This is a genomic window from Paracoccus maritimus (assembly GCF_025195095.1).
GTDB lineage: Bacteria > Pseudomonadota > Alphaproteobacteria > Rhodobacterales > Rhodobacteraceae > Paracoccus > Paracoccus maritimus.
Genome location: NZ_JANAVZ010000013.1, coordinates 37407 through 54567 on the forward strand (window position 1 = coordinate 37407; position 17161 = coordinate 54567).

Annotated in this window: 18 protein-coding genes; 5 read left to right on the top strand and 13 right to left on the bottom strand. The window is 62.1% G+C overall.

Features of this window, described 5'->3' with window-relative positions; translation table 11 throughout:
- Positions 1-38 precede the first annotated feature (38 nt).
- Positions 39-827: an SAM-dependent methyltransferase gene (locus MU516_RS16960; RefSeq protein WP_260278445.1), complete on the top strand. Its 789-nt coding sequence runs from the start codon at positions 39-41 to the stop codon at positions 825-827.
- Between the two features lie 343 nt (positions 828-1170).
- Here MU516_RS16960 and MU516_RS16965 read toward each other — a convergent pair whose 3' ends face one another.
- Complete coding sequence (locus MU516_RS16965; protein ID WP_260278446.1) at positions 1171-1539, bottom strand: hypothetical protein; 369 nt, start codon at positions 1537-1539, stop codon at positions 1171-1173.
- A 516-nt stretch (positions 1540-2055) separates the two neighbouring features.
- On the opposite strand from MU516_RS16965, the gene MU516_RS16970 reads away from it, so the two are divergent.
- The gene (locus MU516_RS16970; protein ID WP_260278447.1) at positions 2056-2949 is read left to right on the top strand and encodes an ArdC family protein; all 894 of its coding nucleotides are present in this window, start codon (positions 2056-2058) and stop codon (positions 2947-2949) included.
- Between the two features lie 51 nt (positions 2950-3000).
- Here MU516_RS16970 and MU516_RS16975 read toward each other — a convergent pair whose 3' ends face one another.
- From MU516_RS16975 to MU516_RS16990, 4 genes are all read right to left on the bottom strand, one after another.
- Complete coding sequence (locus tag MU516_RS16975; RefSeq protein ID WP_260278448.1) at positions 3001-3204, bottom strand: dodecin family protein; 204 nt, start codon at positions 3202-3204, stop codon at positions 3001-3003.
- A gap of 359 nt (positions 3205-3563) precedes the next feature.
- Positions 3564-3998 (bottom strand): hypothetical protein, encoded by a 435-nt coding sequence (locus MU516_RS16980; protein ID WP_260278449.1) that lies wholly within the window; start codon positions 3996-3998, stop codon positions 3564-3566.
- 218 nt (positions 3999-4216) lie between these two features.
- Positions 4217-4855, bottom strand: a complete 639-nt coding sequence (locus MU516_RS16985; protein ID WP_260278450.1) for a hypothetical protein — start codon at positions 4853-4855, stop codon at positions 4217-4219.
- On the bottom strand, positions 4852-5535 hold the full coding sequence (locus MU516_RS16990) for a ParA family protein (RefSeq protein WP_260278451.1): 684 nt from the start codon (positions 5533-5535) through the stop codon (positions 4852-4854). Before MU516_RS16990 ends, MU516_RS16985 begins: the two co-directional genes overlap by 4 nt.
- A gap of 462 nt (positions 5536-5997) precedes the next feature.
- On the opposite strand from MU516_RS16990, the gene MU516_RS16995 reads away from it, so the two are divergent.
- The 3 genes from MU516_RS16995 to MU516_RS17005 are packed head-to-tail and all read left to right on the top strand — an operon-like array spanning position 5998 to position 10613.
- Complete coding sequence (locus tag MU516_RS16995; RefSeq protein WP_260278452.1) at positions 5998-6636, top strand: helix-turn-helix domain-containing protein; 639 nt, start codon at positions 5998-6000, stop codon at positions 6634-6636.
- On the top strand, positions 6633-8591 hold the full coding sequence (locus tag MU516_RS17000) for a relaxase/mobilization nuclease domain-containing protein (RefSeq protein ID WP_260278453.1): 1959 nt from the start codon (positions 6633-6635) through the stop codon (positions 8589-8591). Before MU516_RS16995 ends, MU516_RS17000 begins: the two co-directional genes overlap by 4 nt.
- A gap of 12 nt (positions 8592-8603) precedes the next feature.
- Positions 8604-10613, top strand: a complete 2010-nt coding sequence (locus tag MU516_RS17005; RefSeq protein WP_260278454.1) for a type IV secretory system conjugative DNA transfer family protein — start codon at positions 8604-8606, stop codon at positions 10611-10613.
- Positions 10614-10846: 233 nt separating this feature from the next.
- Here the strand turns inward: MU516_RS17005 and MU516_RS17010 are convergent, their stop codons facing one another.
- From MU516_RS17010 to MU516_RS17045, 8 genes are all read right to left on the bottom strand, one after another.
- Complete coding sequence (locus MU516_RS17010; protein ID WP_260278455.1) at positions 10847-11881, bottom strand: ATPase, T2SS/T4P/T4SS family; 1035 nt, start codon at positions 11879-11881, stop codon at positions 10847-10849.
- Positions 11881-13143: a TraB/TrbI/VirB10 family type IV secretion system protein gene (locus tag MU516_RS17015; protein ID WP_260278456.1), complete on the bottom strand. Its 1263-nt coding sequence runs from the start codon at positions 13141-13143 to the stop codon at positions 11881-11883. The genes MU516_RS17010 and MU516_RS17015 overlap by 1 nt, the downstream gene beginning before the upstream one ends.
- Before the next feature lie 4 nt (positions 13144-13147).
- Positions 13148-13879 carry a TrbG/VirB9 family P-type conjugative transfer protein gene (locus MU516_RS17020; RefSeq protein WP_260278457.1) on the bottom strand — a complete coding sequence of 244 codons (732 nt, stop codon included), beginning with the start codon at positions 13877-13879 and terminating at the stop codon, positions 13148-13150.
- 4 nt (positions 13880-13883) lie between these two features.
- Positions 13884-14537 carry a VirB8 family type IV secretion system protein gene (locus tag MU516_RS17025; protein WP_260278458.1) on the bottom strand — a complete coding sequence of 218 codons (654 nt, stop codon included), beginning with the start codon at positions 14535-14537 and terminating at the stop codon, positions 13884-13886.
- On the bottom strand, positions 14534-15562 hold the full coding sequence (locus MU516_RS17030; protein ID WP_260278459.1) for a TrbL/VirB6 family protein: 1029 nt from the start codon (positions 15560-15562) through the stop codon (positions 14534-14536). Before MU516_RS17030 ends, MU516_RS17025 begins: the two co-directional genes overlap by 4 nt.
- Positions 15563-15565: 3 nt before the next feature.
- Positions 15566-16345 (bottom strand): hypothetical protein, encoded by a 780-nt coding sequence (locus MU516_RS17035; protein WP_260278460.1) that lies wholly within the window; start codon positions 16343-16345, stop codon positions 15566-15568.
- The gene (locus MU516_RS17040) at positions 16342-16575 is read right to left on the bottom strand and encodes a hypothetical protein (RefSeq protein ID WP_260278461.1); all 234 of its coding nucleotides are present in this window, start codon (positions 16573-16575) and stop codon (positions 16342-16344) included. The genes MU516_RS17035 and MU516_RS17040 overlap by 4 nt, the downstream gene beginning before the upstream one ends.
- On the bottom strand, positions 16575-17161 hold a 587-nt coding region (locus MU516_RS17045), incomplete at its 5' end, for a type IV secretion system protein (RefSeq protein WP_260278462.1). The genes MU516_RS17040 and MU516_RS17045, both read right to left, overlap by 1 nt.

Here is a 17161-nt window from a genome sequence, read left to right on the forward strand (position 1 = left end):
GGCGCGGCGCCCTGCCCCATTGCCCCAAGGATTCAGACATGGCCCATCCCGCCGTGACCGATTTTCTGCGCGCACTCGACAGCTTCGACCGCTCGAAGACCCGCACCGAGATCTTCCGCATCTTCTGCGAAATGGCGTATTGCGCCCTGGCAAAGCGCGCCTCGCCCTTCCCCGACCAGCGCGACCGGCTGGAGGCCGAATACATGTCCTGTGTCGGGATGTTTCCGAACAAGGACGATGTGCGCCGGATGCCCGAAATGATGGCCCTGGCCTTGCAGACCATCGCCGCCGGTGGCGTCGATTTCTTCGGCCAGGTCGCGGCCGAGATCGGCGCGCTCGATGCCCGCATGGGGCAATTCTTCACACCTTACGAGGTGAGCCGCATGATGGCCGAGATGATTCTTGGCGACGTGGCGGCCCGGATCGAGGCGCAGGGCTTCATCACCATCTCGGAACCCGCCGCTGGCGCGGGCGGCATGGTGCTGGCCGCGGCCGATGTGATCGAGGAACAGGGCTTCGATCCGGCCCGGCATTTCTGGGTCGAGGCCGTCGAGCTGTCCCGCGCGACGTTTCATATGGCCTATGTCCAGATCGCCGCGCGCGGCGTCGCCGGCCGCGTCATTCACGGCAACAGTCTCTCGCTGGAAACCTACGATCAGGCATTCACCCCTGCCGCGCCCGTGTTCCATGCGCTGAACGGCCATCCTTTCGCCAAACAGCGCGAGACCGAACGCCGGGCGGCCGACGCCGAAAAGGCCGCGCAGGCGAGGCGTCGCGAGCTGCTGCACAGCCCCGCGCCAGCCGCCGCGCGTGCCGTCTGGCAGTGAGTTTGACGCAGGCCGACCGGCCCCCTAGCCTCGACCCCGACATGACCGATCCTTCTGCGACGAAGGTTCAACTGGGCCGCCCTCGGGCGGCCCCTTTCTTTGCCGGCGAAGTTATCCACAATTTCTGGGGATCGTTCCGGGGGAAACCCGATCAAATCTGATTCAGATGGCTCCCGGCCGAGTGTGCGGTTGTAGTCACCCAGAAGCATCAAATAAGGTGCCGCTGACATGGTTGCCTTGCCGCCCAACTCGTCTAGGCGTTGCCGGCCTCGCGAAGTATCGCAATTATTTCTGACATCCGGCACCATGGCACCATTTTGGTCAGTGCCTATCTGATAATTTCTCAGCCACTATAACCTGCACCGGCACAGTCCAGTGACGCTGTGGCCCCCGTCGCAAAGATTGGCCGCAGGCCAGGCTTTGAGTAATCATATCCACCAGCCGTCACGACCTCGAAGGTCTGGAACCCAATGTATCCACCAAAGGCGTTTTTGGCGTTCACCTTTCCGCAAATCATCCTGTTCCCATTCGGCGCGGCGAAGACCTGAACGGCTTCAACTTGTGTGCCTAATGGATCTGCGAGATTTTCTCTGAAGGCGCGAGCCTGCATCTCCCTGTCCCGGTCAGTGAGTTCAGTAGCTGTATACCCCATGGACCCGGTGCAAGCTGCGACAGCCGCAAGACCGAAGATCGCAAGTATGTGTCTTTTCATTGTGTTCTCCTCGGCAGCTAATGAGCGGCCAACATGTTGGCGCTGTCCACTGAACAGCGATCAATACAAATATTCAATAACTTCCGCCATCGGCCACGCCGCCCGAATCCCCGGCTTGCGTCATTTCTATGGGAGTCCGCGCGAGAGCGCGGCCCCAGATGGGCTGAAGACGTGCCGGGGGATCGACGCGGGCTGCGCCCGCGCTCACCCCCGCCCCGACGATGTTTCCTTTCGCTTTGTCCGCCACGCATCCCTGCGTCTGACGGTCAATGGCCAAGCGCCGCGCGTGCCGCGCGTCGTCGTCCTGGCGGGCCGTGTCCTCGGCTGCGCCTGCGGGCCGCACCACCCCGCCCTCCCGAGCCTTGACAGTCAGCCCCAGGGCCGCGGGCAGGGCTGCGCCCTCCCCGCTTTGCCGTCCGAAAGGCATGGGGCCTTTCGACGACACGCAGAGAGGTCCCGCCCATCGGCGGAAAGCAGGCACCAAGCCCCGCGCCGCCCGTCGCAAAGGAGGCCGACATGGCAGCGAAGTTCGATATCTATCAGCATGTCACCGATCAGATCATTGCCAGCATCGAGGCGGGCACGCCCGCATGGCGCAAGCCCTGGACCGGCGATGCTGGCGGCATCCCCTTCCCCCGCCGCAGCACCGGCGAGTTTTACCGGGGCATCAATATCCTGATGCTGTGGGCAGAGGCGGCCGAAAAGGGTTTCCGCAGCCCCTACTGGTTCACCTATCGGCAGGCGCAGGAGGCTGGCGGACAGGTCCGCAAGGGCGAGAAATCCGCCATCGTCGTCAAATATGGCACCGTGGACCGTGAAGACCCCGAGACCGGCGAGGAAAAGACCATTGGCTATGCCAAGTCTTACCGGGTGTTCAACGCGGACCAGATCGACGGATTGCCCGAAGCCTATCACGGCGCACCCATCGAGGAACCCCGCGATCTCGGCACCGAGGCAGATCCGGCGCTTGAGGCGTTCTTTGACGTGACCGGCATCGAACGCCGCACCAGCGACGATCCGCGCGCCTATTACGATATCGCCGGGGATTTCGTGCATATGCCGCCGGTTTCGACCTTCCGCGATGCGGGCGGATATTATGCCACCCTCGCCCATGAATATTGCCATGCCAGCGGCGCAGGGCACCGGCTGGACCGCTTTTCCCGGTTCAGCGACCGGGCAGCTTATGCATTCGAGGAACTTTGCGCCGAATTGGGGCAGGTCATGGTTTGCGCGCAGCTCGGCCTGACGCCTGATTTCGGGCAGTCGGGGGCTTATATCGCGTCGTGGTTACGAGCGCTGAAAGACGACAAGCGGATGATTTTCAAAGCCGCGACCGAGGCCCAGAAGGCCGCAGACTGGCTGATGCGCACCGCCCCCGCCGGGATTATCGTGGAAAGGGCCGCTGCATGAGCGGCCCTACCCCCTGCCCCGGTAATTCTGCAGTGGCGGCGCTACTCCAGCTCAATCGTCCAGGACAAATGTCACCATCATGTTTACCCGGTAATGGGTAATGCGGCCACCATCACAATCGACGGACTGTTCCTTGACCCATGCCCCCTTGACGTTGCGCAGCGTATCATGCGCACGGGCAACCCCTTGCTTAATGGCGTCCTCAAAGCTGGTTTCCGAGGCGGCGGAAATTTCCGTGACGCGTGCGATACTCATGTGCTGTCCTCCTGCATTGGTTCTGTCCATGCCAACGTAGCCTGACACTGAGGGTTCCCGGCGTCCCACTCCCGCCTGAGCCAAAGACCGTGACTTGGTCGGAGGCACAGCGGCCGCCATCTATGCGATGGACCCTTAACAAGGCGTACGCCGCATCGAGGATATCAACTGATACTGATGAAGATTCCCGGCCCGCCACGTGTGGATTGGGAGCAATTTTCGCGGCCAGGATTGACGGCAGCGCCGGGAGCGGAGACGCGGCTTGCGCCACGTCACTGCCTCCGATGGCCGTGCCGCCCGGCACGTTACCCACAGATTTCCTCGCGTCCCATCGCTCTTTGGGGGCGCGTCCCGCTCGTTCATCTGCGAGGCCCTTCCGCCTGGCGGCGTTCGGGCTGGATAACCTGCCGGCCGGCGTCGCCAGTCCGGGGCGTGGCGACCACCGTCTGACGGTCCTCATCGGGCATGTCAGCGAGCAGCAGCTGCGCCAGCCGGATCTTTCCACGGCGGCCGAGCTGCCGGCGCGCGAGGCGCTTTCCGCACGCCAGGAAATATGCGCGCAGTTCCTCATATGTCGCCATCGCGACCCAGAACTCCGCATCGTCCTCGATATCGCCGAACGGCACCAGCGGTGCATCCGCGCGGGCTTCCTCCAGAACGGCGGACATGACCATCTCCGCGTCATGCCAGTCACAGGCTTCAATCGCGTCCAGCAGGTTCTGAAACCTGGCCAGTCGAGATAAACCGCCCCCCTGCCCTTCCGCCTGGCAATCGCCCTCGTGTTGATAGGTCATCTGCGCCCCCTGTCTCCGTCGGGGTGCCCCAAATGGAGCCTGCCCCGAAAACTTCGGTTTTCGGGGTCTGGCCTCGCCGAGAGTGGGGGTAGCAGAGGCAAGGACAATCGACGGAAGTGGTGCGGCCCGCAGGCGAAGCCGAGGACACGGTTCTGTCTATTGTCCTTGCCGGCGCGAGGGGCGAAGCCCCATAGCTCTTCGGACAAAGGGTCGCGAAGTTACCGGGTCAGCAATTCTTTGATCCGCGTCTCAAGAAATTTCGCGAATTCCCATTGTGCCCAATTTTCGAAGATTTCCTTCGCGCCCACCAGGTTCATCGGGTCGATATGGGAAACGTCGCTGAGTTGTAGTGTCAGCGTCGTGCGAAAATACAGTCGTGGGATGTTGTCCTGGAACGGTTCCAGATGCGTTGCTGATGGACGGCCTTTCGCGACGGCCTCTCGGAAGGCCGGGATGAAATCTTTCCCGAGCGATTTCAGAACTCTCTGTTGTTCGAGGCGGGCCTGCGCAGCAAGGGCCGCCAGCTGTTCGGCCTGCGATTTCGGCACCTTGAGGACAAACTGAAGAAGCTGCTTTTCGAGAGCGGGTTCCGGTGGGCTGACGATGGCCGCACCGGACCTGTTCTTTGGTTCGTTCGGCGGCGGCGACGAGATCTGTGTGCCGGCAACATCCTCGGCTACGGGTGCCGCTTTCTGTTTAGGTTCGTCAGACGGAGGTTTCGCCTGCGGCTCTGAGGGCACGGTATTGTCAGCGCGCGGGCTGTCCTTTGGCTTATCCGGCAACCTGGTGATGAAGCCGGTGTCCGGAAGCGCCGGTCGTGATTTCTTCAGCTTTTCCAGCCGTTCTTTTGTGCTCATGACGTCTTCCCTTCCAACTCCCCACTCGTTGCCTCGTCGAAAATCTCGGCTGCAAGATCCAGGCTTGAAGCATAGTTCTTGCGCTGCCCCGGCATGCCCTTCTGGGCCATGACATTGAGAAGCCCTTGCGAGTCCATTTCGTTGTAGGAGGATCGGGTCAGCAGGAACTCCTCCATCACGGCGGAGCCGAACATGTCATAGCATTCTTCGAAGAGTCGCCCTTGTGAGGCTGTCAGTCTCTCGGGCACGTTCAGAAGAACCTTCGGATGCGGCACCTGCCCGCCTTCGTTCCGGTACGCCTCGATGAAGGTCAGAATTTTCTCGACTTCGGCAATATCGCTGCGAGACGGCCGGGTTGGGACAATCAGAATGTCGCTGACCTCGAACACCATACCCATGAGTTCTGAGGATGATCCCTGCATGTCGATGATGCAGACGCTTTCGGTCTCTTCATCGTTCAGGCGCATGACTGTATCGAGCACCATCTGGTCGTCCATGGTCTCGATAACATCGACATTATCGGACCAGAGGCCCTTGTCGCGGCCGACTTTCGCCCATTCGACGAGTGCGCAGGATTCGTCAGTGTCGATGAATGTAACAGGATAGCCGCGGCTGTTTGCAACAGCCCCGAAGAGCCTGGCGCATGTTGTTTTTCCGGTTCCGCCCTTGCGCGTCACCATGCTGATCACCTTGCACGGCATCGTGGCCCCTTTTCCCGTTTCGTAGTTCTTACAGCAGGATACGTATATCCCGTTGCGTGTAAAGTTACATACGAACCATGCATCGCGAGTGTTGCGAACACGACACCAGAAAATTGGACTGCGTATCGGGACATACGCTATGCGAACAGTGCATAGCGAATAACGTACTGCGTGCCACGAAGAACGATACACGAATTATGATATAACAATATGCGTAATACGAAAACTGTGCAGATGTTCTGTCACAGCCGAAGTATGCACGCCGAATTCCGAATTACGCAATCCGACATGGGCATTATGATCTGAACCGGATCGAGTTCATGACGTCAGCAAGAGGCACATAATTCGTGATTCGGATTTCCTATATCGGAATTCATCAAGTCGTGCGCCCGGAAAAATCTACTTTGGAAGTTGCTCTGAACATGGTAATGGAGGTTAAGGTTGATAGCAAGCGGTTGGCAGGAAGTGCATATTGTCCGACAGAATTCGCGTAGCGCCAATTTGTCGAAGGGCGGGCAGGCAACCCACCTGACCACGGCGACCCGCGATCAGATCGTGGCGCGGCTCAAGGAGGGCGTGCCGGTCGGCCGGATCGCGTCGGAGTTCGAGGTCGCGAAGAGCACGGTTTACCGGCTGCGGCGCGCGGCGACCGCGCCGATCCGCCCGGCGTTCGCGCCGACTGAGCGGGTCTCGTTCCGGATTTCTGCGGGCGAACAGGAGGCTTTCGACGAACAAGTGGCGCGTGCCGGGTTCAAGGATCGGTCGGATGCGCTGCGGGCACTGGTGCGCAATTCGGTCGGATTGCTGGATCGGAACTTCGCGTTCGTGGGCGAGGTGAAGGCGCTCTACGACGAGGTGTCGGCGATCGGGGTCAATGTGAACCAGATCGCGCGAGCTGTGAACCGAGGCCAGGCGCCGCCGATGAGCGAGGCGGGCAAGGATCTGGCGGAGCTGAAATCGCAGCTTCGGAAGGTGCTGCCGGCGCTGAATAACGTCGTCCAGGAGGCGCGTCGCTCGAATGAGCGGGTCTGGGCTGCGGCGCGGGCCGCTGATGCGGCGGGAGAGGGGGAGGGCGAGTGAGCTTTCTTGCCGACGATGAAGAAGGCGTCACGATCCGTCCGCATCTGCGGAAGGTGCGGGGCGGTGGTCGCTCGGGTGGTCGGCGCGGGTCGGGGCTGTCGGGCAGCCTGCTGAACAAGTGGAATTTCGCGGAAGGCTCGCGGGCCGCCGTCTTCAAGAAGATCGCCAGCGGCGGGACGCATACGCGCCACCAGATGCGCCGGCAGATGGATTACATCAACACCAAGGCGCAATACACGTTTGGGTTCAGCGATGCGCTGACCGACGAGCGGCGTCAGCCTGAGGCCTCGCTTGAGGCTATCGCCGATAGCTGGGAGGCCAGCTGGCAGGGTACGCCGAAGAACGGCCACACATCGCATCTGCTGATCTCGTTTCCGCCTGACACGGCGCCGCGCGATGCGGCGGCCATCGCGGAGGAAATGTGCGAGCGGGCGTTCGGGTCGGAGAAGGAATTCGCCGACGATCGTTGGGAATACATCGCGGCGCTACACACGGACAGGTCGCATCCGCATGTGCATGTGCTGGTCAACAATCGTGGGATCGAGAACGGCAGCTGGTTCTATCTGTCGAACAAGCTGGATGCGCCGTTCACCTACCAGGGCTTCCGGAACCTGATGGTGTCGGTGGCGCAGGATTACGGCGTCCACCTGGAGGCAACGACGCGCTACGAGCGTGGCGATCTTCAGTACTCGCCATCCTCGGCGCAATGGCGGCAGGGCCGGGTTCCGGGCCAGCGTGCGCTGACGGATCGCGTTCTGGGGATGCTGATCGACGAGGCGGACGAGTGGGGAGAGGTGGCGAAAGCCGCGAAGATGGTGGGCAACGAGCGCGTGGCGGAGGTTGCGGATCGAATGATCCACGGCATCGCCACGCAGAACCCGATTTCAAGGAAGGAATTCGAGATGGCACTTGAGAATGTTGAGACCCCGGAAGATTTCGAAGCGGCGATCCAGGGATGGGCGGAGCGGATGCGGGACAAGGTCCTGGAGCTTCCCCCGGAGATGCAGGGCAAGCATTTCACGGCGATTGGCAGCTTCCTTGACGATGTGAAGCAGGACTATGGCGTTGTCATCGAGGTTGAGGGGATCGCGCATCCCGGCCCGATGGCGAACAGCCTGCATGCCGATGGCGACCTTCTGGCCCGCCGCGCCGAGGATTACGTGCCCGAGGGCCGCGACATTGGCCGGGAGACACTGGCGACCGCCGTCGAGATGTTCTCGGCCGGGGTCTCGGACGAGGACGATATCCGGGCCTTCTCGGGCGCGGAGCTGGGCGACGATCAGATTCGCGATTACAAGACGTCGCTGCGCGCGGTCGAGCTTGCCAATGTCGATTACAGCTTCGAGGCACGGCCCGGCGCGGTGGCGGATTTCTGGCAGAAGTTCGACGAGCTGTCGGGCGATGCCGGGATCGACCGGCAATACGCCAAGGGCGTGTTCGAGAACGACCTGCTGAGCGATGATCAGAAGCGTGACGTGCTGTCCTCGGCCGTCGATCCCGAGCGCGGTCCGAAGATCTCGGCCGACGAGATGTTCGACAGGGTTCAGGAGGTGCGAGGGGAGATGCGGGCCAATATCATGACGCCCGACAGGGATTACCTGCGGTCCTTCATGCAGCGCCTGACCGAGCGCGAGTATCCCTCCGCGGCGCCGGAGTTCGCCAACCGCGAGAGCGAGCGGGAATACGCGGCGGCGCTTCGTGCCGAGTTCGGGACCAGGGGCTTCGAGCGTATGGCCGAGGCCGATTACCGCGATCTCGAAGCCATCACACCCAACCGGCTGCACCAGCGCGAGCTGGCGGCCTCGGTGATGGCGATGGCGGAGCGTCCGGAACATGCCGCGAAGTTCGATCTGTCGCGTGAGCAGATTGCCAAAGGCTTTGATGCGGCCGACGAGCCCCACAAGGCGCGGCGTGTGCTCAGCCAGAGCAGCACCGGCGACGATTTCTCGCTCTGAGGGGAGGACAGCATGGAACTTGACCTGAAAGACCGGGTGCGGATCGTCGCCGGCATCGTCATGACGCTTCTGATCGCGGTGATCGCATCGAGCCTGGTGCTGAACGGCATGAACCGCGACTTCAACGGCAGTCCGATCTCGATCGTCGGAGTGCTGAGCGATCTGAGCCTTCAGACCGAGGCGCAGAAGATCGCCGCGGCGATCTTCGTCGGGGTGGTTGCGCTCTGCATCGTGTTCATCGGCGTGATGGTCTACAGCACCACGACGACGCGCTACGGCACGGCGCATTTCCAGGGGATCAGGGAGATGCGGCGGAACGGCTTCATCACGCCGCTGGAAGAGGGCGGCCTGATCTTTGGCAAGGTCGCGCGCCCGCCGAAGGAGCTGCGCGGCAAGCCGTTGGAGGTGGTGGAAACATCGCCGAAGGAAGCGCTCAAGGCGGAGTTCATCTCGGCACCGATCGACGCCTTTCCGCAATGCCTGCTGATCGGTCCGACGCGCTCGGGCAAGGGGGTGTCCTATCTCACGCCCAACTGCCTGCTGGCGGACGGCTCGCTGGTGGTGCTCGATGTGAAGGGCGAAATCTTCCGGAACACATCGCGGATGCGGGTGGAGCTGGGCGACGAGGTGTTTCGCTTCGCGCCCTATGATTTCGAGCATGGCTCGCACCACTACAATCCGCTGGCGCGCATTGCCGCGATCACGCATCCGAACCGCCGGTACGCGGAACTGGACAAGCTCGCGGACAATTTCCTGGTCGCGAAGGGGGAGGGGTCGGCCTCGAACTTCCTTGGCGGGGCAAAGCAATGGTTCATCGCCGGCTGCCTGCGTGCCATCGAGATGGGCGATCCGACGCTGACCCGTGTCCATGCGCTGATGTTCGGCGATGGCAGCGAGGTCGGGGTGAGCGACAGCGACCGCTACAACGCCATCGCGAGGTCGTCGGACAATCCCATCGTGCGCCGCGAGTTCTCGAATTACGGGAACCTCGATCCGAAGATCCGGCAATCCTACAGCCAGGTCATGAGCGACAGCGGGCTGAAGCAGTGGGCCAACCCGCAGATCCAGGCCGTGACCCGGCGCGACGATATCCGGTTCGACGATATCCGCTCGCGGCGGCAGTCGATCTATATCGTGGTGCAGTCGGACGATATCTCGCCGCTGAACGCGGTGATCCGGCTGATGTTCACGGACCTGATCGCCTCGATCCGGCAGACCAGCTCGGACCACGACAGCGGGCTGGGGCAGGTGTTCATCATGCTCGACGAGTTCGACCAGCTTGGCTACATGCCGATCGTGCAGCAGTCGATGAAGCAGCTTGCCGGTCACGGCGCGCGCACGACGGTGGTTACACAGTCGATCCCCGGCCTGAAATCTGTGGGCTACAGCGATGCCGAGGTCGAAAGCCTGATCGCCGGCTGCGAGATGAAGATCTATATCTCTCCCAACGATCATTCGACCACGGAAGAGATCACCAAGGCGCTCGGCACCCGGACGGGCTTCAAGGCGTCCTACAGCTATACGCTGAACGACTTCTCGAACCGCAGCGTCAATCTCTCGACCGAAGAGCTGCCGCTGTTCACGGCCGCACAGCTGCGGGGCCTGCCCAAGTCAAAGGTCTTGCTGATGCCGGAGGGGCACCAGCCGATCCTGGCGGACAAGATCGTCTATTACGCCGATCCTGTCTTCAAGCCGATCTTCGAGCGCCAGAAGGGGGCCTATCCCTATCCGTCGCGCCAGTTGCAGCATATCGACAGGCTGGAACAGCAGGTGGTGCGGACAGCCGTGGAAAACCGGCAGATGCGCGAAGCGATCGCAGAGGCGAAGACGTTCGAGACCGAGCGCCATGCCGAAAAACCGCGTACTGCAAAATCCATGCCCAAAACGGAGCTCAAGGAGGCTATTCAGAAGCGGATGGCGAATATTGACAGCAGCATCGACAAGGATTCGAAGACGGCTGTCGACAAGAAGCGTGGAGCCGTCTCGAAGCTCAAGAAGCTCGTACCGATCGAGGAAGACTAGGCTTCAATCCAACGGGCATTCCCGTCATGGACTGCATCTCTTTCTGATATGGCCCGCACGGAGGTGTGGGCCGATCTGTTCGTCTAGCGTCCCTCCGGGCACGCAGACTCGTCTGACGTGATACGCAAATCACAGTTCGTAATTCTTAATTCGTTGTTCTGAAATTTTCGCTCATACCATTCCTCCAGTCGGTGAGGCCGTGCATGGGCCATCTCACCGAACAGAAATGGTCCTCACGGCGTCCCGGTTGCATCGAGTGACGGGAACCAGATTTCAGCGATGCCGCGTTTCCCGGTCCGGCGGTCTTCCATCACCTGGATCACGCAATGGATCGACTGGCGGAAGTTCTCCAGCAGTTCGCTGTGGTCGATGCGCGCGCCGGACTGGCGGATCAGCGAGGACAGTTTCTCGAAGGCCATGCGGGCGGTGCTGGCATGGATCGTGGTCATGGAACCCTCATGGCCGGAGTTGATGGCCTCCATGAAGGTCTGGGCCTCCGGTCCCAGCAGTTCACCGAGGATGATCCGCCGCGGGTTGAGACGCAGGCATGCCTGAAGCAGCTTTGTCGGATTGCGCTGGCTTGCCGGGTCCAGCTCGGATTGCAGCATCAGGCTGTTGGGCTGCGTCGGGAACAGCTCGACCCCCTTCTCGATGGTGATGATGCGCTCATCGGGCTCGATGAACGAGATATAGCGCCGGGTGAGAGCGGTCTTGCCGCTGTCGGTGGCCCCGGAGATCACCAGGTTCATGCGTTCGCGCGCGAGGGCCGCCAGAACGTCGTCGAAGTCGCAATTGCCGTCCAGCGCCATGTCGAAGATCGCGCGGGCGTTCTCGGCAATCTCGGCCTCAAGCGATTTGCCCAGATCCCGCAACCGCTCGAAGCGGAAATCCTTCTGCGCATCGCCGGTCACGAAGGCGCGCAGCGACATGGCGACGGGTCCGCCATAGACGGCCGGCGAGCGAACGGCCTGGAAGCGGAACTTGCGTGTCCCGCCCTCCATGCCCTCGATCCAGAAATCGAATGTCCCGGTCGCAAGGATGCGGTCCTCATCGAACTTCTCGCCGGCAGCGCCGGCGCAGAGTTCGGTGATTTCGATCATCTTCTGTGGCGGCAATACCGGGACGCCCTGCGGTGTGTGCATCTGGGCATGACCCTGAAGTTTCACCCAGATCCGGCCATCGGCATTCATCGAGCATTCGACGAGATCGGGACGTTTCAGAACCTGGTGCAGAGGCGTCAGCGCGTCGATCAGCAGCGGGACCAGCATCAGTAGAATTCCAGGTCGCTATCGACGCGGATCGACACGTTCGATCCCTGGTGCACGAGGATCGTCGGTTTCTGGCCGAGATACCCCTTCATCACATCGCCCACGGCGCCCGACAGGCTGTTGCTGACATTTGCCGCCGCATCGTTCGAGGAACCGGACGAATCGTCGCCATCGTCCGAGAGCAGCAACGGCAGGGCGCTGATGACGCTGACCAGCGCGGCCGAGCCGAAGCGGGAAGCAAAGTGATTGTTCACCTCGCTGACCATGCCGGAGCGGCCGAGGCGGTCGGAGCCATAGGACTTGAGCGATACGGTCTGTCCGTCGGTGGTGGTCAGGCGAGTCCATGCCACCAGGACGCGCTTCTGGGTCTGTCCCATCTCGGAATTATAGGTGCCGAACAGCTTCGAGCCCCTGGGCACCAGCACGCGGGTCATGTCCATCGACCAGACATCGCGCGAGACGATGGCTGCCACCTGGCCCTGAAGGTCGGAGTTGATCGCGACTTCAAGCGCGGCCTCGATGATCGTGCCCTGTCCGACCGTGTTCGAGGGATTGGCCGTCACGGTGGCGCGGCGGGTCTCGGTCGCGGCGGCACTGGCGATCAGGAATTCCCGATCACCGGACATGGCCTGCCGCTCGGCGCCGACTGTTCCGTTCGCGAAGGTCTCCGAGCCGGTCTTTCCCATCACCGGGGGCGCCTGCATCCGGCGGGCCAGTTCTTCCTCGCGGCGGGCACGTTCTTCTTCCAGCGCCCTGCGCCGGTCGGCTTCGGCCTGCTCGGCGGCCAGGCGCGCGGCCTGTTCGGCCGCGGCCTCGGCTTGCCTGCGGCTGTAATCGGATTCAAGTTGCGCCTGCATCGCCGCGAGCTGGTCAGCGTTCTCCTGCTCGATCTCGTCAAGCCGTTCCTCGAACAGCCTGCGACGTTCGGCGGCCGCTTCCTGTTCCTCGGCGATCTGCGCGGCCAGGCGCTCGTTTTCCGTGCGCAGGCGGTCAAGTTCGCCCTGATCGTCGGCAACGGGCGTGGCCTCGATCTCCGGCTCGCCCAGGTCGGGCACCATGACGCCGCTGCGGTCGTTCTGCTGGATCGCGGCGGATTGCGAGGTTTCCAGCAGCGCCCCGTCAGCAGCGTCCGGCTGTGAGAGGACGTAATAGACCCCGGCGCCGCCGACGGCGGCGAAGCCTGCCGCCAGCGCGGTGGTCCGCATCCAGCCGCTTTTGCGCGGGGTCCGCTTCTGGTTCAGGATTTCGTTGCGTGCAGCCATGGCGTCACCCCTTTCCCTGCTTTGCCAGCGCGGCGCGCAGGCGGTCCGACCAGATGCAGATTTCCGAATCGCCGAGGCGCAGCACCCAGCGGTCCTGAACGCTCGGAATGATCATCACGCCGTTCTCGATCTTGGTCTGGACCGAGTATTCCCGACCGTTGCCATCGGCGCGGAAGGCCGCCGGCATCGCGGCGTTCTGAGAGAACTGCATGTAGGTCTTGGTCCCGTCATCCCAGATCCGGGCGGGCATGAAGCCGGTCGCCCGGCTGGCCTGCTTGACATAGTAGGTCCGCGAATTCGGGCTGGGTCCGCGGATCGCGCTGCGGGTGGCGGCCCCGGATTTTGGATAGGCGAATTCGACCAGGTACATCGGCCGCCTCGCGCCTTCGATCATCTCGAAGACATAGGTGCCGCGCGATGTGGCAACCGACATGTTCGTGCGTACGCCGGTCTGGGTCGGCTTGACGGCGAGGCTGTTGTCGCCGAGCTGACCGTAAGTGAAGCCGACATTGTCGCCGAGGGCGACGTTGATGATTTCCTCGCCCGGACCGAACTCGATGGTCGTGGCGGTCAGCACCTTCGTGTCGATCCGGTAGACCTGCCGTTCGGTGAAGACGACGGTACGGACCCGATCGTCTGTTGGGCTGACGGAGGGGGTGATTTCGGCGGTGGCGGCGCTGCAAAGAGCACAAAAGCCGAACATTGCAGATGCGGCGAGGGCCGGGAAACGGGGCATGGCCTTATCCTTCCGATTGATGGTCGATGCGATAATCCGTCACCTGGAAGCCGAAGGGGTTTTCCCAGATCATCCGGTCGGAGGCGGTGTTCGCGGGTTTGAAGCGCCAGGAGAGGGTGACGATGTAGTTCGATGTGCCCTCGCGGGTGCCATCGACGATGCGTTTCTGCAGGCGGACCTGGGCGGTGTTCTCGCTCAGAAGCGTGATCGCGTTGATGGTTACGAACACACGCGCGTCGCGGGAGATGAGCTTGCGGATATAGCGCGAGGACCTGGGGTTCCACAGATCGAGCAGATCGTCGCGGGCGGTGCCGACGGATCGGGAGATCACCCGTTCGAGACGCTGTTGCTGGTCGTGAATGTCGTGGGTCTCGCGATCGAGGACATAGTTGTAGACCCAGCTTTCGATCACCGCATCCCGTTCGGTCAGCGTGGCCCGGCCGACTTCATAGGCACGGATCACGTCGCCGGACTGGCGGTCCACAAGGCCGAGATAGGCTTGCGTGGTCTTGAGCGGCATCATCACGAGAATCGCGGCAGCCAGCAGCAGGGCAGCCAGGCCGGCGATGATTGCCACGACCCAGGCCAGTTGTTCGCGCCGCCTGATCCCGAAATACATGTCGCGGTTCAGTTGGGATTTGAGGGCCTGATCGGTCACTTCGATGCCTTTCTCAAACGGGCGATTTCGGAAAATTTGGTCTGCATGGCGCGCGTGCGATCCGCAGCGGTACCGCGTGCCGCCATACCAGCGCTTGCGTATGACTTGTCGCTGGCGCGTTCCTGCATCTTCGCGGTGCGGCCTGTCATGTAACCGGCCCCGAAGTTGAGCGCGCGGCGACGCATGGCGCCCATCGGGTTCATTGCTGCCGAGGCGGCGCCCGACATGGAGCCAAGATTGAACTGCCCGGTGAGACTCGATGCGATGGACGGCACGTCCGCGAGCATCTTGATGCCCAGACCTGCCACCGTGATGAAGCCCAGAACGCTCCTCAGATCCTGAATGCCGCTTTCGCCGGTATTGATATGGACAAGCAGCCCGGCGATGGTTCCGATTACTCCGCCGATTGCCACCGGATAGATCAGGTAGCCGAAGACGGCGGCCAGCCAGGCCTCGAACATCGAGCGGGTGCGTTGGAACAGCAGGAAGAACCCCATCAGGGGCGCGATGGCGATCAGAACCGCCAGAAGCATCTTCGCGTAGGCTACAACAAGGATATACACCACGGCGAGCAGACCGAGGACCGCGAAAAGCAGTCCGGCCACAATGGCGCGGGTCAGGATCGCACGACCGGTGACAACAGCGTCAATGATGTTCGACAGGATGAAGAACATGCCTCTTGCTGCTTCCTCGCTGCCTGCGGCGGCATCGCCGGCCACGAAGTTGCGCACGGTGTTTCCGACCGTATCGAAGAGGGACGTTCCGGCACTGTAGATGATGTTGAAGTTTTCCCACGAAAACAGGAACATGTAGATCGCACCGATCCGGATCATGATGCCGATCAGCTGCGGGAAGGAGAATTCCGTGAAGCGGAAGAGCACATTGATGCCGTAAAGGACGATCAGCAGCACCGCCAGAATTTCCAGTCCGCCAGAGAGGACCGATGCCAGACGTCCGAAGGTGTTCTCTGCAACCTGTGTTACGCGATCATCGATCAGTTCGATGATAATCGTGATGAACTCCATTGCTCAGCCTCGTTCACAGAAACTACGCGCTTCAACGTCCAAGGCGGTGCGGAACAATATGGCAATCTCGTTCATCGCGCGGTCTTTCGCGAAGCTTCCGCTGATTGTTTCGCTGCTCGGGTCGTTTGCCAGGCGGGAGAGCAAGCGCCATCCCTTTTCGATTGGCACGGTCTGAGTGGCACAGGAACAATCTCCGGTTTGGAGCGCTGCACGGTCGGCAAGGTAGTCCAATACGCGCGCGACATCGGAAGCATCTGTGGGCATCGGCAGAGGGGCTTCGCGTGTCAGCACACGATCAATCCGCCGATATCGCGATGGATCACAATCGAATTTGCTACGAGAATAGTTCAAGTCGCTGGCACGTTCGAAATCGGTGACGAATGAGGCATTGTCGAGCATGGCGCGCCTTTCATCGCGCAGACCAACCTCTGCCATTGAAAAATCGAAGCCTGTCAGGTCGATGCTGTCGGGATCGAAGCTGTCCCAATAGGCTGCGCCGCGCACCTTGGCCTCGGCGCGCTCCACCTCGATCTCGGCCTCCCGTTTCTGGCGTTCCAGCCGCTCGCGCGCAAAATGCGCCTGCGCGGCGGCCTCCTCGGCTTCCAGAAGCTCGCTGATCGCGTCGGCATCGCCGCTGTTCAGGATCTCCAGCTTGTCGTTGTCCGAGAGCTGCGCCAGATCGGCGGGGCTGTCGGAGGATGCCTGCCAGGCGACCAGCGCCCCGGCGAGGGCAAGGGCGGCAATGGCCGTGGCACCGATCAGGCGTGTCTTCGGCGTCGTCATTCCAGGTCCTCCGTTTGGGGTTCTTCGGTCGAGGGCGCGGTGTCTTCGGCCAGCGCCTCCGCCTGTTCCTGACGGACACGCTCCATGACGGCGGCCGTTTCAGGATCGGCGGCTTGTTCAGGCTGTGGGGGCGAGAACGGCAGTGTGGTGATGTCCCGCAGCCAGAGCCAGCCTCCAATGGCGAGCGCAAGCGCGACGAGCGAGAAGCCGATCCAGATATGCTTCATCATCACTCGTCCTCAATCAGAGCGTCGTCGCCGGTCAGCGACAGGAACTTTTCGTCATCGGCCATCGTCGCTGCGTCGATCACACCGGCCTGGCCCATGGAGACGGTCTGGATCGCCTCCATGTTGGCCTGATTGATGAGCGCAATGACCAATTCGCCCGTCACACGGGTGTTGAGGTCGATCGCCTGCTTGAGATTGGTCGCGTCGTCGATCTGCCCGATCAGCGTAGCTGTACGGTCGAGCGAGGCCGAGGTCTGTTCGATCGCATTCTCGGCCGCGGCCGAGGTATAGGCACTGGTCGCCGCCTGAGTGCCCACACGCTGCTGATCCGGATTGTCGCTGGCGGTCAGCGCGTCCACTCCGTCCTGCGACAGACCGGCGCTTTCATAGATCCCGGCAATGACGTCGCCAGCAGGAGATCCGCCGACCGTGCCGTTGCCGAACACGGACCCCCAATCGCCCGAACGAGCCGCTGCCAGCTGATCCTGAAGATTGCCGAGGTTGAGGCCGCCCAGGAGGTCATCGAGATCGAGGCCGGCCAGCAGCGTGTCAAGATCGAAGCCATCGGTCAGCGATGAGACGACCTGTT